The sequence below is a fragment of the Thermobifida fusca YX genome, assembly GCF_000012405.1.
GTDB classification, from domain to species: domain Bacteria; phylum Actinomycetota; class Actinomycetes; order Streptosporangiales; family Streptosporangiaceae; genus Thermobifida; species Thermobifida fusca.
Genome location: NC_007333.1, coordinates 3,135,371 through 3,158,845 on the forward strand (window position 1 = coordinate 3,135,371; position 23,475 = coordinate 3,158,845).

The window sequence follows — 23,475 nt, forward strand, 5'->3', positions numbered from 1 at the left end:
AACCCGCGTTCGTCCCCGGTTTCCGGGGGTCCCGCAGGTAGTAGCGGAGGCCGGACTCGAACCGACGACACAGCGATTATGAGCCGCTTGCTCTACCGACTGAGCTACTCCGCCTTGAATCGAGAATCCGGTCCACCAGCAGCGACACCGGCTCTTGACCTGGCCGGCGAGTGGCCTGTCTGACGACCGACCACGTGCGTGGACCGGACCTCAATCGTGGAGCCCCTTTACGGAATCGAACCGTAGACCTTCTCCTTACCATGGAGACGCTCTGCCGACTGAGCTAAAGGGGCACGCTCTGTTGGCTTCCCCCTTTTGGGGTCCGCCCTTCGCGTTGATTCGAATATACATCGCTTCCGGGGTGCTCTGCCAACTCGAAGCCCGGCGCACTGCTCTCGAATCTCGCCGCGGCCAGCACCCTAGGCGCTGCCCGCCCTCTCCCTTCTCACTATATCCGCAGGTCATCGGACGTGTTACCGGGTCTATGGACCGCTCATCCTGGAGATCAGGTTCCATCTCGGAGATCAGTGCGGGGTCACCCAGACGTTCGACAGGGCGTCGCGGTGGATCGTCCGGATATCCGCAGGCAGGTTGAGGCGGCGCAGCGCATCAGGCAGGCGGGTGTCGTGGGTGAAGACCACGAGCTGCCGGTGACGGCCCACCTCCGCCAAGACCGTGGCCAGTCCCTCCACGGTCTCGGTGTCCATCGCCTGCACCGGGTCGTCGAGCAGCAGGAAACCGAACGGGTTGCCCGGCACCAGGGTGCGGGGCAGGCAGATGGAGAGCGCGAGGGCCTGGAACTCGCCCTGGCTGAGCAGCCCGGGAGCGCTGTCCGGCCCGTCGATGCCCTCCACGCTCACGTCGACCGCGACGCGGCGCTGTGCTCCCCGGCCCACCAGGCGCAGCGCTGTCAGGTCGATGTGGCGCTCCTGGCGGAGCTGCGCCCACACCTTCTCGGCGTGGGCGGCCAAGGGAGTGAGCCGTTCCGCGCGCATCTCGCGAGCGACCGCGGACAGCCAGTCCAGGGCCCGGCGGGCGGGCTCCAAGCGCTGGCGCGCGGTGAGGGCCTCCCGTGCGTCCTCGAGCCAGGCGCCCAACTGTTCGGCGAGGCCCGCCCAGCCGTCAGTGGGATCGGTGAGCTGCTCGGTGGCGGCCTTGCGCGCGGCGATCGCTGCGGAGCGCAGCCGCCGCCCCACGGTTTCCAGGTGGTTGGCCAACTGGGTGAGGTCGGTGATCTCCGCCCCGGCCGCCCACTCGGCCCAGATCTGGCCCAGCTCGCTCTCCGGCGGCAGCCACGAGGGCGGCGGGGCCATGAGGAACCGGGCTTGGTCTCGGGCGGTTTCGGCCCGCTGGTAGGCGTCTGCGGTGCTCGCGGCGATGGGTTCCAGTCGGGCGATCTCCGCGCGGACGCGGTTGACCCACTCCGGGCCGAGCGCATTGGGGGCGCCGCAGGTCAGGCAGTCGGTTTCAGCGGGGTAGCGCTCGTGGTGGTCCAGTGCCTGGCGGAGCAGCTCCACCAGGCTGCGTGCCCGGTCCCCTTTGGTCCCCGCGGTCATGGCGAGCTCCATCGCGGCGCCGCGCAGCTCGCTGGCCACGTCGTTGATGAGGGAGCGTTCGGGCACTGCGAGACGGCGCAGGCGGCGGAGCACGACCTGCTGGGCAGGGTCGGCGGGCCCTTTGTCGGCGGCGATCGCGGCCAACCGGTCCAGGTCGAGCGAGGAGGAGGTCAGCAGTTCGACGGCGGTGGCGGCCCGGGGGTCGTTGCTGGCGCGCAGCTGGTCCAGGAGGTAGGGCAGGTCGTGGGCGGGGCGCTGGGTGGTTTTGGCGAGCCGGTCGCACGCTTTGGCCAGTCGGCGTTCGATCTCGGTGAGTTCGCTCAGTCCGAGCAGCGCGGTCAGCGTATCGTAGAGCTCGGCGGAGCGTCCCGTGATGGTGCGACCCAGTTCGTCGTAGGAGAGGAAGGGCCGGTACCGGGCGAGGTCCTCTCCCCAGCCGAGGCTGGCGAGGCCGCCGACGTCCCCGGTGGGCAGGACTACTTCGCCGCGGGCGGAGCGGACGCTCTCCCCGGTCCACACCCGGGTGACCCGGGTCACTCCTTCCTCGCCCACCCGCTGCAACTCGACAGTGATTTCCGTCACGTCGTCGCAGTGCAGGTTGCGCCAGCCGTCCCGCCACGCCGTGGGCATGGCTTCCCAGCGGAGGTTACGGCCGGTAAGAGCGGCCTCTACTGCTTCGGCGAAGCTGGATTTCCCGGATCCGTTGCGGCCCACGATCACGGTGAGGCCGGGGCCGGGCGGGAATTCGAGGGTGGCGGCGCGGCCGATGCCACGGAAGCCTTGGACACGGACTCGCCTGAGATAGCAGTGCCGGAGGTGCCGCGGCTGCGCCGGCGCCGGTCCGGAGGACGGGAGGGGGAGGTCGACTTGTTCCCCGCGCAGGCAGGCGGCGAGCGCGTCGTCACCGTGGATGGCGGCGAGGACCCATCGGCGTGCCGTGGGGTCCAGTGGCGACTGGGCCAACCGCTCCCCTAAGGCGTAGAAGGGGGAGGTTGTCGACCTCGGCTGTGAAGGCTCCGCTGTGAATCCCTGGGAGGTCGTCACCGTCGTCACCACACCTGCTCCGTTCGTGGCCTCGCCTGTGCAGATTAGGACATAGCGGGCGAATTTCCCATCGTGCCGCGGCCCCGTGCCCGGGAGCCGGGACAGTGGGCGGGAAACGCCCGCGACCCCGACTCCACGATCTTTCGCCCTCGCCCCACCACGGCAGGCAAGAAGCGATCTTTATCACACTCCATTGAGGCGGCGCCGTTTGCCGTCCCAGGTGAAGTGCAAGGTGGCGATCCCGGGTTCCGCCGGGTCGCGCAGGCATTCGTAGATGTTGAGCTTGGGGACGTTCGGGAAGCAGCCCCAGACGCGCTCCGAGGTGAGCATGAAGTCGAGGTCGAGTTCGACGAGCATGCCCAGCAGACGGCCGTGGGTGGGTTCGTCGACCTTGGCGAACGCGTCGTCGAGCAGGATCAGCCGGGGGGTCTGCGGGGCGTGGACGGCGAGCGCGCTGAACTGGGCTGCTGCCGCAGCGAACAGCACCAGGTAGGCGATCACCCGCTGTTCGCCCTGGCTGAGCGCGGTGCGGTGGGTGAGGCGCCGCTCCCGTTCCGGGTGGGCGGCGTCGGTGACGTAGACGGTGAAGGCGAACCAGGACCGGTAGTCCAGCGCGGCGCGCAACTGTGCGCTTCCGGTCGCTGTGGGGTCGAGGCGGCGGATCGCCTCGATGCAGCGGCGCAGGGCGTCGCGGAGCCGGGTGGTCTCCACGCGGGTGCGCTCCTCGGCCGGGCGTTCCAAAAGCGGCACCACCGCGTGGATGTCCTCGTCCGCATCAGGAGCGAGCGTCCACTCCAGACGCACCCCGAGACCTTGGGAGGTGGTGACCTCCCCCAGGACGCTGTTCATCGCGTCGATGAGCTCTCGCGCCTCGCTGATCTGGCGGGACAGGTGTCCCGCAAGCTCCCCGAGGAGGTGCCGTTCGTAGGCTTCCTCTTCGCGGGCCGCCACGGTCTCTTCCGCTTCGGTGATCCGCGTGCGCAGCCGCTCGGCGTAGTCGACGATGTCGTGGGTGCCGTGATCGTCGTGGACGGTGACCCGTTTCACCCCTGCGGGTTCGGTGAGTTCGGTGCGGGCCGCCACGGCGGGAATTGCGGCGAGGCCGCGGTGCAGCTCCTCGTGGCCGCGCAAGATGCCGCTGTCGTCGACATCCGTGTCGCTCTGGTCGAGTCCGGACTCGATCGCGCTGATCAGCGTGTCGAGGACGCGGATGCGCTTGGTGAGGTCGTCGCTGCGCTCCGGGTCGGATTCCGCTGCATCGTAGGCGGCCAGCGCTCCCTCAGGTTCAGCGAGTTCACGGAGTCCTGCCGCGGCCAGCAGTCCCTGGTCGACTTCCCCGGTGGGGGTGGCGAGCATGGCTCGGAGCCGCGCTCCGGCGGCCAAGGCACGGTGGGCCTGTTCGGCGCGTTCCACCGTGGCAGCGCTGTGGCGGGTCTCGACCGCGACCCGCTCGTCCCGGATGCGTTGGGCGTCCCGTTCGACTGCGGGCAGGGCCTCGTCCGCGGTGTGGGCGCGGGAGCGCACCTGTTCGATCGCGTTCTCGATCTGCGCCGGGTCGGCGGCGCTGGCCCGGTCGGTGAGCTCGGTCTCGCGCCGAACGGTGATCATGTCGTTGATGGCGGCGCTGGCCGCGTCCTCGGCGACGATGCGGGCTTCCCGGGCCCGTTTCCAGTCGGCGACGTGGCGCCGGTAGTCCTCGAGTCGTCCGGCGAGGATCTCCAAGTCCCGGTGGGCCGCGGAGATCTGCACGCGCAGCGCCCCCAGGGCCCCGCGGATCCGGGCGAGCTCCTCGTAGTGGGCGGGGAGCTGGTGTTTCAGGGCGAGCTCGGCCAGCGACGCCCGCTGTTCGAGGGCGGCGCTGCGGGCTGCGTCAGCGGCTGCGCGGGCCGCGGCGTGGGCGCGGACGGTCGCGGCGAGCCAGGTGCGGGCCTCGTCCAGCACGGCCCAGGCCGCGGCAAGGTCGGCGCCGGAGGGGACGGACCGGTTGATCCGCACCAGGCTCTCGTAGCGGTTGTCGATCTCGGCGCGGCGCTCCTGGGCTTCGGCGAGCAGCGCCTCCGCCATTTCGATGCGCCGTTCAGCTTTGGCCCGGTGGCGTTCGAGCGCCTGGGCGCGGGCCTCCTCCCCGATGTATTCGGCGGTGGCCTTGTGGTGGCGTCCCCAGGCGACGCCGAGCCGCCAGCGCCCGTCGAGGGAGACGTAGTTCTCTGCTCCGGAAGACGCGTCAGCGGGCTGGAACCAGGACGATCCGTCTCCGGATGGCGCGGGGGATTCTTCGTCGCCGAGCAGGCGGATGGAGGAGAGCAGTGCGGTGACCGCGGCACGGTCGACTTTCACGGACTCGTCCTCGACCGGAACCAGAGCGTCGGCCAGGGTACGGCCGCTGAGCGCCGCGGTGGGGCTGAGCAGCAGGTCCCTAGTGTCGTGGTCGACGACTGTCCCTTCGGGGGTGATAAGTCCGACAAGCAGGCCGGAGGCTTCCAGAGCGGCTTCGAGCCCGGCCCGCTCCTCAGGGGAGAGATGGTCGGCGAAGTCGACCGCGCGGTAGAGGGGAACGCCGGCGTCAGCGTCCCGTGGGGCGGTGGCCCAGGCCGGACGAGGCGCGGTGACGGGGGCGGTCTCGTCTGCGCGGCGCTCCGCGAGTTCCGCGAGTTCCGCGGCGAGGTCGTGCTCCTCGCTGAGGGCTGCGTCCCGGGTGTGGCGCACCTGGGCGAGGAGCGGTTCAACGACCGCGTGGGCCTCGTGGAGCACGGTTTCCGGCAGATCCGCGGACAGGACGCGCAAGTCTTCGTCGAGCGGAGGCTCGACGCGCTGTTCCAAAGCGTCCAACGCCCCTTCGATGTCGACGTCGTCCGGGGCAGCGGCGCGCAGGGCGTTGCACCATTCACGGACGGCGGCAGCGTAGTCGTCGCTGGCTTCGCGGACCTGGTCGATGGCGGAGCGTTCCCGTTCCCGGGCTTGTTCGACGTGGCTGTCCGCCCATTCCGCTTCGCTGGTGAGGTCGGCTTCCCGGCGTTCGGCCGCTTCCAGTTCCAGGGCGCGCTGGTAGAGGTCGTCGACGAGGGTTTCGCGCTCGGCGGCGGCAGCGTCGGTGTGGGTGAGCCGGTCGTGGAGGTCGGCGAGCCGTCGCCGCAGCGCGTCTATCTCGAGTCCCTGCACCGGGGGGCGTTCCACGGCCTGCTCGAGCCCTTCAAGGTTGACCTGGGTGACGCTTTCCCGGGGGGCGAGGGTGACCCGGACCGGCTGGGGGACTTCGCCGAGGCGGGCAGGGTCGATGCCGGAGGCGCGCGCGGCGTCGCGGAGACCGAAGTGAAGGCGGCGCAGTCCCCCGATGCCGCGTTCGATGGCGGCGCAGTCGCGGTCGATGCGGTGGTGGGCCTGGGATTCCGCGGAACGGGCGTGTTCGCTGGCGACCCAGGCGGCTTCGGCGGCGCGGATGTAGGCGGCTACCGCGGCGTAGCGGGCTTCGCGTTCTCCCCGGCTCAAGGCCTGCCGCGGGTGCGCGGCGCTTGCGGTGAGGGTCGCCGCGTCCGAGTGTGCGGTGTCCCGGGTGCGGCGCAGGCGGTCGCGTTCCTCTTGTGCCTTGCTCTCCGCGGAGACGAGGGTGTCGAGTTCGGCTTCGAGCCGGGCGAGTTCCGCGTCGCGTTCCTCGAATGCGGTGATCTGCTCGCGTACCGCCGCGGCCTGCTGGCGTAGGACGCCGTGCAGGTAGCCGCGGTAGTCGGTGAGGAAGGCGGTGGCGTGCTCGTGGGCGGTGCGCAGCGCGGTGAGGCGGGCGCGGGCGCTTTCCAGGTCGGCGATGTTGCGGGCGACCTCGTCGAGGACGGCGTCGTCCATCGGGGGGAGGGCTTCGGACAGTACGGAGACGAGTTCGCCGGCTTCGAGGCGTTCGCCGACGGTGGGGCGGCGGAGCCGGTAGAGCAGGTGGATGAGGTTGCGGTACCGCATGGGGTCGTCGAGGCCGAACAGGTCGCGCATGACCCTGGTGCGGTAGCCGAGGGCGGTGTCGTAGCAGTTGTCGGGGCCGACCGCGGCGCGGAGGCGTTCGATGGGCAGCGGGCGGCCGCCCTCGATGAGGGTGAGATCGTCGCCGACGCGGCGGTCGGTGACGAAGAAGATCGGGCGGGCGTCAGGCTGGTCGGGTACGGCGAGGACTGCGGCGCCGAGGGTGCGCCGCTGCGGTTGGCCGTCGTCGCCGCGGCGGGCGAATTCGACCCACAGGTAGCCCAGCGTGGTGGTGTCGGTCTGGGTGGCGGTGGTCTCCCCGGTCTCGGTGGCGGTGCGCCCTTCCAGCATGAGCCAGCGCAGGCTGGTCCGGCTGGTGCCGGTGGTGTCGAGACGGCGGGCGTCTCCGTCAAGGAGGAAGGGCAGCAGCATTTCCAGGGCTTTGGATTTCCCTGCCCCGTTACGTCCGCGCAGGAGCAGGCGCCCGTCCCCGAATTCGAAGATGTGGTTGTCGTACTGCCAGACGTTGTGGATCCCGGCACGTTCGAGCCGGTAGCGCTTGGGGAGGGTGGTGTCCTGTCTCATCGGCCGTCCTCCACTCCGTACCGCTCGTCTTGGGGCCCACCGTGCCGGATAGGCAGGGCTCCGGGGATGGGGTCATTGTCCCGGATGCAAGAGATGATCGGGAATGTCTCTTTTGTCGTGCGGGTGGTTGTCGCACCGTGGTCGCTCATTCGGCATCGCTCCGGGCGAAAGCGGCGTCGCGGTAGCGTGCGGCGGCGGCGAGCAGTCGCCACCCTTCGGTCAGGCGTTGAGGCGCGTCGTCGGTGGTGACACGGTCGAGCAGTCGACTGTCGTGGAGCAGGGTCAGGATGCGTTCGGCGAGATCGTCAGGGTCGGGGACGTGACTGTGGGCAGTGTGTGACCACTGGTGGACGTTGTCAACGACCGCGGCGAGTTCCGTGTCGAGCAGCTCCGCGGGGATCGGAATCCCGTGGCTGAACGGCGGCGGGGCGAGCATGGTGACGAGGCGGGACAGCAGGACCAGGGCGGAGTAGCTCACCAGTCCTTTTCCGGGGAAGGTCGTGGGATGGACGGCTTCCCGGGGGTCATCCATGGCCTCTGCAGGCATGATCAGGGCCACGCCTTCGGCGCGGATCTCCAGGTCGCAGCCGAGGAGATCCGCGAGTTCCGCTGCGGCCCGCCACTGGTGGCGGGCGAGCTGGACCCGGTGGACCGTGCTGAGCTCTTCCCGGTAGACGACCGGGGTTTCCGCAAGCAGGCGGCGCAGGGTGAGTTCGGCGGCTTTCTCGTCGGAGGAGACCGAGTCGCGTTGGACCAGGTTGACGAACTCCTCCGGGGTGGCCGTGTGCGGGATGTGGGCGAGCAGGTGCGCGGCGATCCCGTGGTTGACGGCCAGGGCGACTTCGCAGGTGCCGTCCCTGGCGTAGTCGGCGAGCCGTCCCCCGGTCTCGGTGAGCACCCCCCATCCGACGAGTCTGGTGAGCCCGGCGACGAAAGCGCGGCGCTCCCCCAGCCTCGCTTCGGGGTCGAGGGCGAGCCCGGCCTCCTCGGCAGCGGCCCGCACCCCCGCAGCCAGCTCGGCGACGGTGGTGCGCGGACCTGCATCGGGCAGGGCCGCGAGAGTCAACGCCATATAGGTGTAGGCGCGCGGGGTGAACGGCGCGCCGCTGTCGCGGAGCAGTGGGGTGGTCACCGTGTGGACCAGCCCGGTCTTCACCAGCCTGGCGTGGTCGTCGGCGATGAGCAGCTCGTAGCCGAGCACGCGCCGGAACTGGCGGACGAGCCAGTCGGAGTGGGCTTGGACGAGCGCGAAATCCTCGGGATGGCTGTGCACGGTGATGAGGGGGTCCGCCAGTAGTCGGCGGGCCGCAGCCTGACGCTCAATGGTGAGCGCGATGTCCTCCTTCGCGGCCACGTTCTGGCGTCACCTTCCTGGTCGGGGTGGGAGTGCTTGCGAAGACAGGAGCGGGTGGCGGCTGCTTACACCGCGAGGTTGTCGGCGTCGTCCGACCCACTCATTGCCGGGACGGGGGTGTGGGGCTCCGTGTCGGTGTCCGCTACGGCGTCGCTGCCGTGCTCGGGTTCGGTGCGGGCGTAAGGGGTGGCGCACAGCCGCAGCCCGGTGAGGGTGAGGTCGCCGCCGTCCTCACTGAGCACGAGGACGGCATCGGCATCGTGGCGCACATGGAGCCGGATGTCGAGTTCGAGGTCGCCGGCACTGACTGGGGCGGCCGTGGCGTCGCCGGAGCCGAGGGCACGGGTGAGGAGCTCCACGAGCACTCCGAGCGCCGCCTGGGACAGGGTGATACGGCCGGTGCGGGGCGTCAGTTCGGCGAGACGGGACCGCACTTCCTCAGCAGCGGAGCGCCGCCAGTGGGCCGCGGCTTCTGCGGTGTCGCGGAGGCGCACCTGTTGGGCGCTGTGGTCTTCTGCCGGGGCAAGAGCCCCGCCTCGGGCGGGGCGGACCGCTGACGTGTCCGCGGGGGGAACATCCCACCAACTGGCGGCCACTGCGATGGTCTCCTCGGTGCTGCCGCTGAGGTGCCGCGCGGGGTAGAGGGAGAACGCGGCGGTGAAGAGGCGGTGGGCCGTGGCCGCGTCGGCCTGGTCAAACCAGGAAGCCAATCTGAGCACGGCGGCGCGCCCGTACGGCGGTTTCGCGCGTCGGTCTGCTGGCTCCCGGATCACTGAGTCACCCACATCACAGCAGACTAGAGATTTCCCGGGGCGGTTGCCTCCCGAATCCGCTGAGATCTGGCTCGCTCCCCGCGATACGGTCGGGAATTCCACCGGGCTCAGGTGTCTGCCAGAGGTGCCGGGATGCACCGGCCGGAGAGCGCTGAACCGTGCCCGAAGACGGCAAAAGCGGCCTTCTTCCAGGGTTGTCCCTGGTGAAGACCGCTTCTGCGACCTGTGGCAGGTGTAGGGTTCGAACCTACGTAGGCTAACGCCGGCAGATTTACAGTCTGCTCCCTTTGGCCGCTCGGGCAACCTGCCTTGGGCGTGGTGGCCTCTGTGACCTCACGCATGAATGAGGATAGCGGACAGTGGCCCAGAGACGAAATCGAATCCCGCTTCCCTCGCGCTCTGGGATATTCGGAGAGGCTCCGGGCTAAGCTCTGTCACTGCTGCGGCTGGGCCGTGACACCACTGCCCGGCCCGCCCTGATCGCCGTCTACCGGCCGGACCGAGAGTCTCTGGCCCAGGAAATGTGGGGGTTGCGAGCAGACGTGGCTGCCGAATCCAGCTTCGACATCGTCTCCAAAATCGATCGGCAGGAGGTGGACAACGCAGTCAACCAGGCCAGCCGGGAACTGTCCCAGCGTTTCGACTTCAAAGGGACAGGGTCGACCATCTCGTGGGCCGGTGAGCACGCGGTAGAGATCAAGTCCAACTCGGAGGAACGGGCGAAGGCGGCGCTCGACGTCTTCAAGAGCAAGCTGGTCAAGCGCGGTGTGTCGCTGAAGATCCTGGACGTGCCCGAGACGCCGAAGGTGTCCGGCAAGGAGTACCGCCTGCCGATCACGCTGAAGGAAGGCATCAGCCCGGAGAACGCCAAGAAGATCGCCAAGATGATCCGAGAGGAGTTCCCCAAGGGGGTCAAGGCCCAGATCCAGGGTGATGAGCTGCGGGTCAGCTCGAAGAAGAAGGACGACTTGCAGGCGGTCATCGCCATGCTGAAAAACAGCGACCTGGATGTGGCGCTGCAGTTCGTGAACTTCCGCTAGGCCCCGGTGCGGACCGAGCCGGATAGGCAGACGCAGGGGTGTCGGGGCCGCGGTGTAGTGCACCGGCTCGGGCACCCCGAGTTATTCACAGTTCCACCGCTGAGCGAGGGCATGGAGCCGGCGGATGCGCTCCCGGGTCGGCGGGTGCACCGCGAAGATCCGCCCTTCCCGCTGGCCGGCGAAGGGGTGGGCGACCATCAAGTGTGCCGAGGTGAGCAGCCCCCGGTGCACGGGGAGCGGGTGGACGCGGGAGACGACTTCGATCCGGTGCAGGGCGTTGGCCAAGCCGATAGGGTCCCCGGTGAGGCGGGCAGCCGCCTCGTCCGCCGCGTATTCTTGGGCGCGGCCGACTGCGGCGCGGATGACCGCGGCGGCGATCGGGCCGACCACGAGGAAGAGCAGTCCTTGGAGCAGGTCGTGCCCGTCCTCGTCGTCAGAGTCGGCCAAAGGCAGCAGCAGGGACAGCGCGGTGAGGGACGTGATGCTCAACGCGAGCATTGCGGCGACCGTACCCACGATGGTGTCGCCTTTGCGCAGGTGGGTGAGTTCGTGCGCGATGACCCCGCGGAGTTCGCGCTCGTTGAGGAGGGACAGGAGCCCGGTGGTGCAGCACAGTGCGGCGCGGCGGCGGTTCCACCCGGTGGTGAACGCGTTGGGGGCTTTCGTGGGCGACAGGTACAGCCGAGGCATGGGCTGGCGTGCCTCGGTGGCGAGCTCACGGACGATCCGGTACAGCTCGGGCTGTTCGATTTCGCTGACGGGGCGGGCATGCATCGCCCGCAGCGCCATCGTGTCGCCGAAGAGGTAGATGAGGCCGTTGACGAGGGCGACGATGACGATCCCCAGCTTGATTCCGGTGATCCCTCCGCACACCCACCCCAGGATGATCAGCAGTATGGAGAGACCGACCACGAGCGCTGTTGCGCGGAGCGCGTTGTGCCGCACGCCCACTCCCCTCCATGCTCGGATGGCCCTGCCCACCTGCTCGGTCAGTACACCGTGACCAACGTCCAGACCTTGCTGCGACGTTCCCCGGACCAGGGGAGGAAGGGGCGTCTTTCTGCCCACCCCACCCCCAACGCGCAAACTATGATCATCTATAGTTTTTCTGTGATCTTCACTACTCGTCGTCCCAGCAGCGGGTGCACCCTCGTCCGGCGACGGCATGTGGACCTGCTCAGGATCAACGGCGGTCTGTGTCGCCCCTGACACCGGGGCCACAGCCGAAGACGGCGCCATCGACCTGGCCCGCCACCCCCAACCCCCATCCTTGTGACATGTCTCTGTTCCCGGTACGCGTAGGCTTCTCCTCCGAAGCCTAGAAGGCAAGTGCGGCCACGGCAGCGTCGCCGACCGCACTTGGGGTGACCCTTCACCCCGGGACAGCGACTGAGCCGTGACGAACCCAGCCACTCCTCGCCACGGTGAGACTGAGGCAACCCCAAGCCGCCGCGTGCAGCGTGGCGACTTCCTTAGGAGGTCGGCGATCTCAGTGCCCAAAGAGATCCAACAACTCGACCGTGTCATCATCCGTTTCGCCGGAGACTCCGGTGACGGTATGCAACTGACCGGCGACCGGTTCACTCAGGAAACCGCGTCGTTCGGCAACGACCTATCTACCCTGCCGAACTTCCCGGCGGAGATCCGCGCCCCGGCTGGGACCCTGCCCGGTGTGTCCAGCTTCCAGCTCCACTTCGCCGACCATGACATCATGACCCCGGGTGATGCACCCGACGTGCTGGTCGCGATGAACCCGGCGGCGCTGAAGGCGAACCTGGAAGACCTGCCCAAGGGCGCCACCATCATCGTCAATACCGACGAATTCACCAAACGCGCGCTGGCCAAGGTCGGCTACACCACCAACCCCCTGGAAGACGGGTCCCTGGCCGACTACAAAGTCAGCCCGGTGCCGTTGACCTCGCTGACGGTCAAGGCGCTGGAGTCCTTCGACATTTCTAAGAAGGACGCCGAGCGAGCCAAGAACATGTTCGCTCTGGGGCTGCTGTCGTGGATGTACAACCGTCCGACCGAGGGCACCCTGAAGTTCCTGCAGACGAAGTTCGCGAAGAAGCCCGAGATCATGAACGCCAACATCGCGGCGTTCAAAGCGGGGTGGAACTTCGGCGAGACCACTGAGGACTTCGCGGTCTCCTATGAGGTCAAACCGGCAGCCCTGCCCGCCGGCCGCTACCGTAACATCACCGGGAACCTGGCGCTGTCCTACGGGTTGATCGCCGCGTCGAAGCTGAGCGGTCTGCCGCTGTTCCTCGGCTCCTACCCGATCACTCCGGCCTCGGACATCCTGCACGAACTGTCTAAGCACAAGCGGTTCGGTGTGCGCACATTCCAGGCCGAGGACGAGATCGCGGGTGTGGGTGCCGCACTGGGTGCGTCCTTCGGCGGCGCTCTGGGGGTCACCACCACGTCGGGTCCCGGTATGGCGCTGAAGGCCGAGACGATCGGCCTCGCGGTGATGACTGAACTGCCGCTGGTGATCATCGACGTGCAGCGGGGCGGCCCGTCCACGGGCCTGCCGACCAAGACGGAGCAGGCCGACCTGCTCATGGCGATGTTCGGGCGTAACGGCGAGTCGCCGCTGCCCGTGCTGGCGCCGCGTTCGCCCTCCGACTGCTTCGCGATCGCGATCGAGGCAGTGCGGATCGCCACCAAGTACCGCACGCCGGTCATCGTGCTGTCCGACGGCTACCTGGCCAACGGTTCGGAGCCGTGGCGGATCCCCGAGCTTTCGGAGCTGCCGAAGCTGGAGGTGGCGTTCGCCCGGGAGCCCAACGGCGAGAACGGCGAGTTCCTGCCGTACCTGCGCGACCCGGAAACCTTGGCCCGTCCCTGGGCTGTGCCGGGCACGCCGGGCTTGGAGCACCGGGTCGGCGGTATCGAGAAGAGCGACCGCACCGGTGAGATCTCGTACGCTCCGGCCAACCACGACCTGATGGTGCGCACCCGCCAGGCCAAGATCGACGGGATTGCGCGCGACATCGAACCGCTCGAGGTGGACGACCCCACGGGTGACGCCACCGTGCTCGCGCTCGGCTGGGGCGGCACCTATGGGTCGATCGCGACTGCGGTGCGCCAGGTCCGCCGGACCGGGGCCAAAATCGCCCACGCCCACCTGCGCCACCTCAACCCCTTCCCCGCCAACCTGGGCGAGGTGCTGAAGCGCTACGAGCGGGTGGTGGTGCCTGAAATCAACATGGGCCAGTTGGCTCTGCTGCTGCGCGGCCGGTTCCTGGTCGACGTCATCAGCTACACCAAGGTGCGTGGTCTGCCGTTCAAGTCCGACGAACTGGCGGGCGTGTTCCAGGAGGTCATCGACCGTGCCGAGTGAGAAGAACGGAGCCGTGTTCCGCGGTCTCAAGCTGGTGCCGCGCAGCGACACCACCTACAAGATGAAGGACTTCAAGTCCGACCAGGAGGTGCGCTGGTGCCCCGGGTGCGGTGACTACGCCATCCTCTCGGCCTTCCAGGGCTTCCTGCCCGAGCTGGGAGTGCCGCGGGAGAACATCGTGGTCATCTCCGGTATCGGCTGCTCGTCCCGGTTCCCCTACTACCTGTCCACCTACGGGATGCACTCGATCCACGGGCGCGCCCCGGCCATCGCTACCGGGCTGGCGGCTTCCCGATCGGATCTGAGCGTGTGGGTGGTCACCGGTGACGGCGACGCCCTGTCGATCGGCGGCAACCACCTCATCCACGCGATGCGCCGCAACGTCAACCTCAACATCCTGATGTTCAACAACCGGATCTACGGGTTGACGAAGGGCCAGTACTCGCCCACCTCTGAGGCGGGCAAGATCACCAAGTCGTCGCCGATGGGGTCGCTGGACAACCCGTTCAACCCGGTGGCGTTGGCGCTGGGTGCCGGGGCGACGTTCGTGGCGCGCACCGTGGACTCGGACCGCAAGCACCTGACCGAGGTGCTGCGCGCCGCCGCGGACCACCAGGGGACCTCCTTCGTGGAGATCTACCAGAACTGCCCGATCTTCAACGACGACGCGTTCGCCCTCGTGAAGGAGCCTGGCGAGCGAGACAACCGGGTGCTGCGCCTGGAGCACGGCCAGCCGTTGAAGATCGGCGAGGACCGGGGCGTGGTCTTCGGGGAGTACGGCCGGTTGACCGTGGTCGACCTTGCTGACGTGAGCGAGGACCAGCTCGTGGTGCACGACGCCCACCGGGCTGACCCCTCCTACGCGTTCGCTCTGGCCCAACTGGACGAACCCGCGTTCGAACACGTGCCGATCGGCGTGTTCCGTGACGTGGAGGCCCCCACCTACGAGGAGGCCATGGCCGAGCAGATCGAGCAGGCCCGGGCCACGCAGGGTGAGGGTGACCTGATGGAGCTCCTCGCGGGAAGCGACACCTGGACCATCAAGTAGTCGCGGTTTCCCGTGTGTGGGCGCGCATCCGTGCGGTGCGCGCCCACAGGCGTTTAGAGGGCCGTGCCCGCCTGCTGTGCCGGGGATGCCGTCGAGTGCGCCATGCCGCGTACTAGCCTTTCGGTCATGCGTATTGTCATCGCTGGAGGACACGGCAAGATCGCCCTGCGGTTGGCACGGCTGCTGGCCCAGCGCGGCGACACCCCGGTGGGCCTTATCCGTAACCCTGACCATGCCGACGATGTGCGGGCGGCCGGCGCGGAACCGGTCGTCATCGACTTGGAGGCGACCACCGTCACCCAGGTGGCGGAGAAGATGATGGGTGCGGACGCGGTCGTGTTCGCTGCCGGGGCTGGCCCGGGCAGCGGGGCCGCGCGCAAGGACACGGTGGACCGGGCTGCCGCGATTCTGACGGCTGACGCGGCGTCTCTGGTGGGGGCCCGTCGTTTCCTCATGATCTCCGCGATGGGCGTGGACGAGGGGCCTGCTCCGGATGCGGACCCGGTGTGGGCAGCCTACCTGCGGGCGAAGAAAGCCGCCGACGACGATCTGCGCGGGCGAAGCGAGCAGTTGGACTGGACGATTCTGCGTCCGGGGCGGTTGACGGACGACCCGGGCACGGGGAAGGTCCGGCTGGCTCCTAGCGGAGTGGGGCGGAGCACGATCTCGCGGGACGACGTGGCTGCGGTCCTCGTGGCGCTCTTGGACGCGCCCGGCACCATCGGCAAAGTGCTGGAAGTGGTTGGCGGGGAAACGCCGATCAGCGAAGCGGTCGCTGCGGTGAGCCGGTAGCAAGCGGGTGCGGTAATTGCTGCGAACTCTCGGGCTCTCTGGTGGCTCTCAAAAGGCAGAAAAGGCATCATGGTGAGGTAGTCCGCGTTCTCCGCACTCAGAGCGGGGAGGGTGACGGACGTGGAGCACCGCCCGTCAAGGGCAGATGGGGACGGTAGAGATGGGCGTCACACAGGTTGTGAGGGACAGCACTGTCGTCGAGCACGCCAAGGTGGCGGCGCAGCAGAAGCGGCGCATGTTCGTCGTGCAACTGCGCGTCAACGCCTACGACGAGCCTTCCAGCAGCGTCCGCCCCGGGTTGACCCGCATCCTTGAGGGGATCGAGGAAGCCGGATGGCGGTTGGACCAGATCTCCTACAGCCAGGACAGCAACGGGGACCCCGCCCAGTTGTGCATCTTCCGTCCCGCTGAGGAAGCTAAGCCGCAAGCCGAGCAGGAGCAGGCTGCCGCGGAGCAGGCCTCGCAACCGCACACGGGCCAGCAGCAGCCGCACACCGGGCAGCAGCAGCCTTACCAGCAGGACCCGTACGCCAATTACCCGTACCCGCACGGGCAGCAGGGCTACGGCCAGCAGCCGTACCCGGGCTACGGGCAGCAGGGCTACGGCCAGCAGCCCTACCCGTATGGCCAGCAGTACCCCGGATACGGCCAGCAGCAGTGGTGAGCTGCGGAGGGGACAGGGTCTGACCCGGCCCTGTCCCGCCGCGGCGGACAGGCCTGCCACGGGCCCCGCCTGTCGTCCAGGCCAGGTATCAGGCGCTTCCCGCCCCCTGCGCCGCGGGTTTCGCGGCGTTGCGAGCGCGGCGACAGCCCGCCCATGCCCGCCGTGTCACATCGGCGTTCCCTGATGCGTCCTTCCCCCTGTGGGCGCTGGCATCTTCGAAGCGTGCCTCGCCTGCGCCGCTGCACCGTGTCCGGGTGAGGTCCCTGGTGTGCCGGGTGTGCTGCGTGAGGCGCTCGACCCTGCGGGCCTCACCCGCTGGTGCGGGCCACACCGACCGGGCAGGTAGCGCCGGTCCCGCTCACCCCGCAGTAGCCGTGGGGGTTCTTCGCCTCTGACAGGTACTGCTGGTGGTAGGGCTCGGCAAAGTAGAACGGGGTGGCTGGAACGATCTCGGTGGTGATAGGCCCGTATCCCATTCGGGTCAGCACCGGCTGGAAGGCGTCCCGGCTGGCTTCCGCGGCGGCCCGCTGCTCCTCGTTGTGGTAGAGGATGATCGACCGGTACTGGGTGCCCACGTCGTTGCCTTGGCGCATGCCCTGGGTGGGGTCGTGGTTCTCCCAGAACACCTTGAGCAGGTCGGTGTAGGAGATGCGTTCGGGGTCGAACACGACCCGCACTACTTCGGCGTGCCCGGTGCGGCCGGTGCAGACCTCTTCGTAGGTGGGGTTCGGGGTGTAGCCGCCCGCATACCCGGCGGCCGTGGTGATGATGCCGTTCTCGGCTCCCAGCCGCCAGAAGATGCGTTCCACCCCCCAGAAGCAGCCCATGCCGAAATCGGCGAGCTGCGCGTGTTCCGGGTAGGGCGGAGCAAGCGGGGTGCCCAGCACTTCGTGGCGTTCCGGGACCGGCATCGGCGTGTCGCGGCCGGGCAACGCCTTGGCCGGGTCGACCATGTCTGTCTTCACAAAACCGAACATAGTTTCAGGCTATCTGCGCTGGATGGCGGTCGTTCGGATACAACGCGGCGAATCTTTCTCGTAATCTGACCCCTATGTCTGATTTCCGCAAGGGTGTGCTCTATGGCGCCAGTTCGTACTTCATGTGGGGCTTTCTGCCGCTCTACTGGCCGCTGCTGACCCCGCCTGCCACGGCCTTTGAGGTCCTCTTACATAGGATGATCTGGTCATTGGTTGTCACGCTCGTGGTGCTGCTGGTGCAGCGGAACTGGCAGTGGATCCGCGGCGTGCTGCGGAGCCCGCGGCGCCTGCTGCTGCTCCTCGCCTCGGCCGCACTCATCTCCCTGAACTGGGGCGCTTTCATCACCGCCGTGACGACCGGGCACACCCTGCAATCGGCACTCGCCTACTTCATCAACCCGCTGGTGAGCGTGGCGCTAGGGCTGCTGGTGTTCAAAGAGCGGCTGCGCCCAGGCCAGTGGGCCGCACTGCTGCTCGGCGTCCTCGCCGTAGCCGTGCTGACCGTCGACTACGGCTCCCTGCCTTGGTTGGCGCTGGCCATGGCGTTCTCCTTCGCCGTCTACGGCGCGCTGAAGAAGTTCGTGGGCTTGGACGGGGTGGAGAGCCTCAGCGCGGAGACCGCGGTCCTGTTCCTGCCTGCGCTGGGCGGCGCGGTCTACCTGGAAGTGACCGGTACCGGCACCTTCACCTCGGTCTCCCCCCTCCACGCGTTGCTGCTGGTGGGCGCCGGAGTGGTGACCGCGGCGCCGCTCATGCTGTTCGGCGCGGCAGCGCACCGCATCCCGCTGACCCTGGTCGGGCTGCTGCAGTTCATGGTTCCGGTGATGCACTTCCTCATCGCCTGGCTGGTCTTCGGGGAGGACCTGTCACTTGGCCGGTGGATCGGGTTCGCCGTGGTGTGGACCGCGCTCGTGGTGTTCGTCGTCGACATGCTCCGCCACGCACGCCACACCCCCCGCCCTGCCCCGTCAGCCCCTGTCGCTGAGGAAGCCGAGGAAACTGCGGCTAGTTGAGACGGGAAAGGCGGCTGCCTTTGAGGCGGCAGCCGCCCGTCCGCGGCGTCCCCTTTCACAGGGGGACGCTCACGGTCCTTCCTCTTCCTCCTCTTCGACTTCGAGGTGCTCCTTGCGGAGTTCGCCCTTCACCCGTTCCGTGTCGGTGACTTCTTCCTTGGAGATGCGCACCCTCTCCACGGGGACTTCTTCTTTACCGACCACCGCACGCTCTTCGTGCAGGGTGATCTCCTGATCCTGCTCGCCGATCCGGTCCGTCGCGGCGGCCTGCTCTTCACCGGTCACGGGTTCCCGCTCGATGCGGAGCTCCTCCCGGCGCACCGGGACGTCCTGTTCGAACTCTTCGCGCTCCACGGTCTTGTGGACGCGGGCGTGACCGCTCTCGGTCCGTTCCACACCGATCCGGGCGCGCTCCTCGGAGACCGTCATGGACGTCTCCTCTTTCTGCTGGGCGCGCTCCTGCTCGGCAACCCCCTCGACGTCGCCGCGCGGGCCCGGGACCTTAGGCCGCACCCCGTAGTGCTCGTAGAGCTGGGCTTCCTGCTCCGGAGAGAGGTGGCCGCCGGTCTCGAACCGGGGCGAGTCCTTGATCATCTTCTTGGAGAAGGGGACACGCAAGTCCTGTTCGGTAACCTCGGCTCCAACCAGCGGAACGAAGCTTTCCTGGTGGCCGAACATCCCGGTATGGACCGTCACCCACGTCGGTTCTTGGGTCTGGTCGTCGCGGTAGACTTGTCCGATCTTGCCGACACTGTGGCCGTCCTGGTCGATCAGCTTGTGTCCGATCAGTTCCTGGATTCCAAGCCGGGGTGCCATGCGAATCAACTCCCTTGTTGCCGGCGCCGTAGGCGACCGTTCACCGCGCTGCCGCACCGGCAGGACAGCGGTTAGGGATCGGCTACCCGGCTCCCCCGGAGTGATCCGCGATATTGCCCGACATATACCTAGAAAAGGGCATAAAGTGACCGACTGGACGGCTCCGGATCAGCCCTTCCGGTTGACCACATAGTCGCAGATGGCCAGGAAAGCGGTCTTGGCCGGGCATTCCGGCAGGGTGGCCAGCTCCGCTTGGGCCCGCTCCCCCCAGGCTGCCAAGTCCGCCCGCGCCTCGTCCATCGCCGGGTGGGCGCGCAGCAAAGCCAAGGCCTCCGCGGCCTCCTCGTCGTTCAACGGACGGCCCAGCAGAGACCGCAGACGCGCATGCTCGGGCTCGGTGCCCTGCAGCGCGTACAGCATCGGCAGGGTCAGCACACCCTCCCGCAGGTCGGTGCCGGGCGTCTTCCCGGACTCCTCGGTCTCGCTCGCCACGTCCAGGATGTCGTCCGACAGTTGGAAGGCCATCCCCAGCGCGTCCCCAGCCCGGGTGAGTGTCTCCACCACCTCGGGGTCGGCGTTGCCGACCATCGCACCGAACCGGGCCGACGAAGCGATCAGCGACGCGGTCTTGTCCGCGATCACGTCGAGATAGTGCTTCATCGGGTCGACGCCGGGGCGGGGCCCCGCGGTCTCCAGGATCTGGCCGCGCACCAGACGGCCGAAGGTCTGCGCCTGCAGCCGGACCGCCTCGGTGCCCAGATCAGCGAGGATCTCGGAGGCGCGCGCGAACACGTAGTCGCCGGTGAGGATCGCGATCGTGTTCCCCCAGCGCCGGTTGGCGCTGGGACTCCCCCGCCGCAGCTCGGCCTCGTCCATGACGTCGTCGTGGTACAAGGTGGCCACGTGGGTCAGCTCAACCACGGCCGCGGCCGAGACGAGGTCGGGGTTGGTTGCGTCGCCGAAGCGGGCAGACAGCAGGACCAGGATGGCGCGGAAGCGCTTACCCCCGGCTTCCAGCAGATGCGAGGCTGCTTCCCTGAGCAGCGGGTCGCTCTCGGCCACCGCGTCGCGGAGCACCTTCTCGACCTGCTCCAGCTCTGCCTGGATCTCCCGGGCGAGCGTTTCGTCAATACTCGGCAGCGTCAAAAACCCGCTCGGGACAGCACCGCTCACCTGAAGCTCCACCTGTCAGCAGGGCGCGCGATACTTCACGAAAGCGAAGTACCGCGCGCTCCCGAAACGAACACAAACCGATTCAGAAGTTATCCGACACCGCCTCCATGGCCAAAGCCGGTGTCAGGCTTTCCTGCTCACCGAGCAAAGAGACTATCTGCAGCGGTGTGCTCCGCGGCAACTGCCTCGCTCGTCTCCGCGGCCGGCTGCGGGATCACATGCTCCAGCACCGGTCCGGGCAGGATACCCAGGAGCAGGGTGGCCGCAACCCCGAGCCCCACGGTAGTGCCGGTGAGGATCCCCGGCTTCAGGACGCGGGGGGCGTTCTCCGCGGGTTCCGCGAAGAACATCAGCACGATGATGCGCACGTAGAAGAACGCGGTCACCGCGCTGCTGAGCACACCCACAACCACCAGCGGGGTCGCTCCAGCCGCCACCGCCGCCTCGAACACCGCGAACTTGCCGATGAAGCCGCTGGTCAAGGGGATACCGGCGAAGGCGAGCAGGAACAGGCCCAGGGAGGCGGCCAGGAACGGCGAGGTGCGTCCCAGCCCAGCCCACTGGGTCAGGTCGCCAGCCTCGGCCCCGTTGTCGGGGTTGCGCACCAAGGTGACGATGGCGAAGGCGCCCACGGTGGTGAAACCGTACGCGGCCAAGTAGAACATGGCCCCGGTCAGGCCGTCGGCGTTGGCCGCCACGACCGCGGTGAGGATGAAGCCCGCGTGCACCACCGAGGAGTAGGCCAGAAGCCGCTTGATGTCACGCTGGGTCACCGCGATGACCGCGGCAACCACCATGGTGAGAATTGCCACGACCCACAGCATGGGCCGCCACTGCGCCACCGTGGTGCCGAAGGCGACGTAGAACACCCGGAGCATGGCGCCGAACGCGGCGACCAGGGTGCCGGAGGCCATGAGCGCGGTGATCGGGGTGGGAGCGCCCTGGTAGACGTCGGGCTTCCAGTTGTGGAAGGGCACCGTTCCCACCTTGAACAGCATGCCGACGCCGATCATCGCGATACCGATGAGCAGCAGTGGCTCGCCGCCGTCGATCAGCCCGCCGGAGCTTCCCGCCGCGCGGACGGCGGCGAACTCCACCGCGCCCGCGTAGCCGTACACCATGGCGATGCCGAACAGGAAGAACGCCGAGGAGAACGCGCCCAGCAGGAAGTACTTGAGCGCGGCTTCCTGGGAGAACAGGCGGCGACGCCGAGCCAGCCCGCACAGCAGGTACAGCGGGAGGCTCATCACCTCCAAGGCGATGAACATGGTGAGGAAGTCGTTCGCGGCCGTGAACAACTGCATGCCCAGCACCGCGAACATCACCAGCGGGTAGACCTCGGTGTGCTGGCTGCCGGCGAGCACGTGCGCCCGCTCTTCCTCACTGCCCGGTACCGCGGCGGCCTGCCCGGTGAACGCGCTCTCCCCGTCCCGCCGCTCGGCGATCAGCAGCAGGCTGGCCAGTGCCAGCGCCAGGATGACGCCTTGGAAGAACAGGGAAGGCCGGTCCACCACCACGGTGGCGAAGGCCAGGGTGAGGCCCGCGCTGTCGGCGGGCAGCGCACCCACTTGAACGAGGGTGAGCACGAAGGCGACACCGACCGCGACCATGGCGAGCGCCGTCTGGATGCTGTAGCGGCGCTGTGCCGGCACGAACGCTTCGACGATGACGCCGATTACGCCGGCCGCGAAGACCACGAGCAGTGGCGACAGCAGCCAGTAGTCGAGGTCGGGCGCCTGGGTGGTGACTGTCGGAAGTGTGGTCTCCGACAGGCTCAGCGGAATCATTCGTCTGCTCCTTCCTGGCCGCTGGCCTGGTCAACACCCACCGCCGGAGCGGGGTCGCTGACATCGACCTGCTGCATGGTGTGCTCCACCGCGGGGTTGATCACGTTCAGCAGCGGCTGCGGGAAGACCCCGAAGAGGATGATGACGGCGACGAGTGGGGCCACGGCCCACAGTTCGCGACCGGAAAGGTCCTTCACCCCTGCCAGCTTCTCCCGGAGCGGTCCGGTCATCGTGCGCTGGTACAGCCACAGGATGTAGAGGGCGGCCAGGACCACGCCGATGGTGGCGATGATCGCAGGCACCGGAAGGACCGTGAAGGTACCGACGAACACCAGGAACTCGCTGACGAACGGGGAGAGTCCTGGGAGCGCCAGGCTGGACAGGCCGACCACGAGGAAGGTTCCGGCGAGCACCGGGGCCGCCTTCTGCAGGCCGCCGTAGTCGGCGATCTGCGCGGAACCGTTGTTGCGGGCGATGAGGAAGCCCGCGAGGAGGAACAGCGCGCCGGTGGAGAAGCCGTGGTTGACCATGTACAGCGCGGCACCCGACTGGCCCTGCGAGGTCATCGCGAAGATGCCCAGCGTGATGAAGCCGAAGTGGGACACCGAGGTGTAGGCGATGAGGCGGAGCATGTCGCTCTGCCCGATCGCCACGATCGCGCCGTAGATGATGCTGACCAGGCTGAGGACGACCACCGGCCAGACGAACCACTTGGCGGCGCCGGGGAACAGTTCCAGGCAGTACCGCAGCATGCCGTAGGTGCCGACCTTGTCGAGCACGCCCACGAGCAGCACCGCGGTGCCCGGGCGGGCGCTGCCGGCCGCGGTGGGCAGCCACGTGTGCACCGGCCACATCGGGGCCTTGATGGCGAACGCCACGAAGAACCCGAGGAACAGCCAGCGGGCTGCGCCAGTGTCAACACCGGCGAGCAGCCCCTCCGGTCCGGCCAGTTCGCTCCACAGGAAGGTGCCGTTGCCGGCCTGCGCGCTGTAGGCGTACACGCCGATCACCGAGACCAGCATGAGGAGCCCGCCCGCCAGGCTGTAGAGCAGGAACTTCATCGCGGCGTAGCGGCGGTCCTCGCCCCGGCCGTACCGTCCGATCATGAAGTAGACCGGGATCAGCATGGCCTCGAACAGCACGTAGAAGAGGAAGACGTCGATCGCGGCGAAGACCCCGATCATCATCGCTTCGAGCAGCAGGATGAGGGCGAAGTAGCCCTTGCCGCGGTCTGCGGCTTCCTCCTGCTCCTTCCAGGCTGCGAGCACCACGAGCGGCACCAGCAGCGCGGACAGGACGATCAGGGTGAGCGCGATGCCGTCGACGCCCACCGCGTAGTGCACGCCGAAGCGCGCGATCCACGGGTGGACCTCGGTGAACTGCAGGCGGTCACCGCTCGGGTCGAAGTTCAGCGCCATCGCGCCGACAATGGCGAGCACGACCAGCGTGCAGGCCAGGGTGACCCGTTTGGCGAGTTCCACCCGCTCGCGTGGAATGAGTGCCACGATCAGCGATCCCAGCGCGGGAAGCGCGATCGCGAGTGTCAGCCAGGGGATGGTCAT

Annotated in this window: 16 protein-coding genes and 3 tRNA genes; 6 read left to right on the forward strand and 13 right to left on the reverse strand. The window is 68.3% G+C overall.

Going from position 1 to position 23,475, the window contains the following annotated elements:
* Window positions 1–41: 41 nt before the first annotated feature.
* From TFU_RS13275 to TFU_RS13305, 7 genes are all read right to left on the reverse strand, one after another.
* Window positions 42–114, reverse strand: a tRNA-Met gene (locus TFU_RS13275).
* Window positions 115–217: 103 nt separating this feature from the next.
* Window positions 218–293: transfer RNA gene (locus tag TFU_RS13280), tRNA-Thr, on the reverse strand.
* Between the two features lie 231 nt (window positions 294–524).
* Entirely contained in the window at window positions 525–2,612 is a 2,088-nt protein-coding gene (locus TFU_RS13285) for an ATP-binding protein (protein ID WP_011293091.1), read from the reverse strand.
* Between the two features lie 171 nt (window positions 2,613–2,783).
* Window positions 2,784–7,130, reverse strand: a complete 4,347-nt coding sequence (locus TFU_RS13290) for a TIGR02680 family protein (RefSeq protein ID WP_011293092.1) — start codon at window positions 7,128–7,130, stop codon at window positions 2,784–2,786.
* A 145-nt stretch (window positions 7,131–7,275) separates the two neighbouring features.
* Window positions 7,276–8,484, reverse strand: a complete 1,209-nt coding sequence (locus TFU_RS13295) for a TIGR02678 family protein (RefSeq protein ID WP_011293093.1) — start codon at window positions 8,482–8,484, stop codon at window positions 7,276–7,278.
* A gap of 65 nt (window positions 8,485–8,549) precedes the next feature.
* Entirely contained in the window at window positions 8,550–9,269 is a 720-nt protein-coding gene (locus TFU_RS13300) for a DUF2397 family protein (protein ID WP_081430432.1), read from the reverse strand.
* Between the two features lie 214 nt (window positions 9,270–9,483).
* Window positions 9,484–9,566 (reverse strand) — tRNA-Tyr (locus TFU_RS13305).
* Between the two features lie 233 nt (window positions 9,567–9,799).
* On the opposite strand from TFU_RS13305, the gene TFU_RS13310 reads away from it, so the two are divergent.
* Entirely contained in the window at window positions 9,800–10,297 is a 498-nt protein-coding gene (locus tag TFU_RS13310) for a YajQ family cyclic di-GMP-binding protein (RefSeq protein WP_011293095.1), read from the forward strand.
* An 81-nt stretch (window positions 10,298–10,378) separates the two neighbouring features.
* Here TFU_RS13310 and TFU_RS13315 read toward each other — a convergent pair whose 3' ends face one another.
* Window positions 10,379–11,242: a M48 family metalloprotease gene (locus TFU_RS13315; protein ID WP_016189251.1), complete on the reverse strand. Its 864-nt coding sequence runs from the start codon at window positions 11,240–11,242 to the stop codon at window positions 10,379–10,381.
* 547 nt (window positions 11,243–11,789) lie between these two features.
* Here TFU_RS13315 and TFU_RS13320 point away from each other — a divergent pair.
* The 4 genes from TFU_RS13320 (at window position 11,790) to TFU_RS13335 (ending at window position 16,147) form a co-directional block, all read left to right on the forward strand.
* Window positions 11,790–13,643 (forward strand): 2-oxoacid:acceptor oxidoreductase subunit alpha, encoded by a 1,854-nt coding sequence (locus TFU_RS13320; RefSeq protein ID WP_011293097.1) that lies wholly within the window; start codon window positions 11,790–11,792, stop codon window positions 13,641–13,643.
* A complete protein-coding gene (locus tag TFU_RS13325; protein WP_011293098.1) occupies window positions 13,633–14,691 on the forward strand; it encodes a 2-oxoacid:ferredoxin oxidoreductase subunit beta in 1,059 nt (352 codons plus the stop codon). The genes TFU_RS13320 and TFU_RS13325 overlap by 11 nt, the downstream gene beginning before the upstream one ends.
* Before the next feature lie 126 nt (window positions 14,692–14,817).
* Window positions 14,818–15,483, forward strand: a complete 666-nt coding sequence (locus TFU_RS13330) for an SDR family oxidoreductase (RefSeq protein ID WP_016189253.1) — start codon at window positions 14,818–14,820, stop codon at window positions 15,481–15,483.
* A 160-nt stretch (window positions 15,484–15,643) separates the two neighbouring features.
* Window positions 15,644–16,147 (forward strand): hypothetical protein, encoded by a 504-nt coding sequence (locus tag TFU_RS13335; RefSeq protein WP_011293100.1) that lies wholly within the window; start codon window positions 15,644–15,646, stop codon window positions 16,145–16,147.
* Between the two features lie 308 nt (window positions 16,148–16,455).
* On the opposite strand, the gene msrA is transcribed toward TFU_RS13335, so the two are convergent.
* The gene (msrA, locus tag TFU_RS13340; RefSeq protein ID WP_011293101.1) at window positions 16,456–17,124 is read right to left on the reverse strand and encodes a peptide-methionine (S)-S-oxide reductase MsrA; all 669 of its coding nucleotides are present in this window, start codon (window positions 17,122–17,124) and stop codon (window positions 16,456–16,458) included.
* A 74-nt stretch (window positions 17,125–17,198) separates the two neighbouring features.
* Between msrA and rarD the strand changes: the two genes are divergently transcribed.
* The gene (gene rarD, locus TFU_RS13345; RefSeq protein ID WP_011293102.1) at window positions 17,199–18,137 is read left to right on the forward strand and encodes an EamA family transporter RarD; all 939 of its coding nucleotides are present in this window, start codon (window positions 17,199–17,201) and stop codon (window positions 18,135–18,137) included.
* Between the two features lie 69 nt (window positions 18,138–18,206).
* On the opposite strand, the gene TFU_RS13350 is transcribed toward rarD, so the two are convergent.
* The 4 genes from TFU_RS13350 to TFU_RS13365 all read right to left on the reverse strand — a co-directional run bounded on the left by TFU_RS13350 (window position 18,207) and on the right by TFU_RS13365 (window position 23,475).
* Window positions 18,207–18,953, reverse strand: a complete 747-nt coding sequence (locus TFU_RS13350; protein ID WP_011293103.1) for a YsnF/AvaK domain-containing protein — start codon at window positions 18,951–18,953, stop codon at window positions 18,207–18,209.
* Between the two features lie 168 nt (window positions 18,954–19,121).
* Window positions 19,122–20,126, reverse strand: coding sequence for a polyprenyl synthetase family protein (locus TFU_RS13355; protein ID WP_011293104.1), 1,005 nt, complete (start codon window positions 20,124–20,126; stop codon window positions 19,122–19,124).
* Window positions 20,127–20,263: 137 nt separating this feature from the next.
* On the reverse strand, window positions 20,264–21,913 hold the full coding sequence (gene nuoN / locus TFU_RS13360; RefSeq protein WP_011293105.1) for an NADH-quinone oxidoreductase subunit NuoN: 1,650 nt from the start codon (window positions 21,911–21,913) through the stop codon (window positions 20,264–20,266).
* Window positions 21,910–23,475, reverse strand: coding sequence for an NADH-quinone oxidoreductase subunit M (locus TFU_RS13365; RefSeq protein ID WP_011293106.1), 1,566 nt, complete (start codon window positions 23,473–23,475; stop codon window positions 21,910–21,912). The genes nuoN and TFU_RS13365 overlap by 4 nt, the downstream gene beginning before the upstream one ends.

What these genes read in the sequence shown, in the direction of transcription:
- TFU_RS13290 (WP_011293092.1), bottom strand. Translation starts at nt 7,130, where the DNA reads ATGAGACAGGACACCACCCTCCCCAAGCGCTACCGGCTCGAACGTGCC.
- TFU_RS13330 (WP_016189253.1), top strand. Translation starts at nt 14,818, where the DNA reads ATGCGTATTGTCATCGCTGGAGGACACGGCAAGATCGCCCTGCGGTTG.
- TFU_RS13335 (WP_011293100.1), top strand. Translation starts at nt 15,644, where the DNA reads ATGGGCGTCACACAGGTTGTGAGGGACAGCACTGTCGTCGAGCACGCC.
- msrA (WP_011293101.1), bottom strand. Translation starts at nt 17,124, where the DNA reads ATGTTCGGTTTTGTGAAGACAGACATGGTCGACCCGGCCAAGGCGTTG.
- rarD (WP_011293102.1), top strand. Translation starts at nt 17,199, where the DNA reads ATGTCTGATTTCCGCAAGGGTGTGCTCTATGGCGCCAGTTCGTACTTC.
- TFU_RS13350 (WP_011293103.1), bottom strand. Translation starts at nt 18,953, where the DNA reads ATGGCACCCCGGCTTGGAATCCAGGAACTGATCGGACACAAGCTGATC.
- nuoN (WP_011293105.1), bottom strand. Translation starts at nt 21,913, where the DNA reads ATGATTCCGCTGAGCCTGTCGGAGACCACACTTCCGACAGTCACCACC.
- TFU_RS13365 (WP_011293106.1), bottom strand. Translation starts at nt 23,475, where the DNA reads ATGACCATCCCCTGGCTGACACTCGCGATCGCGCTTCCCGCGCTGGGA.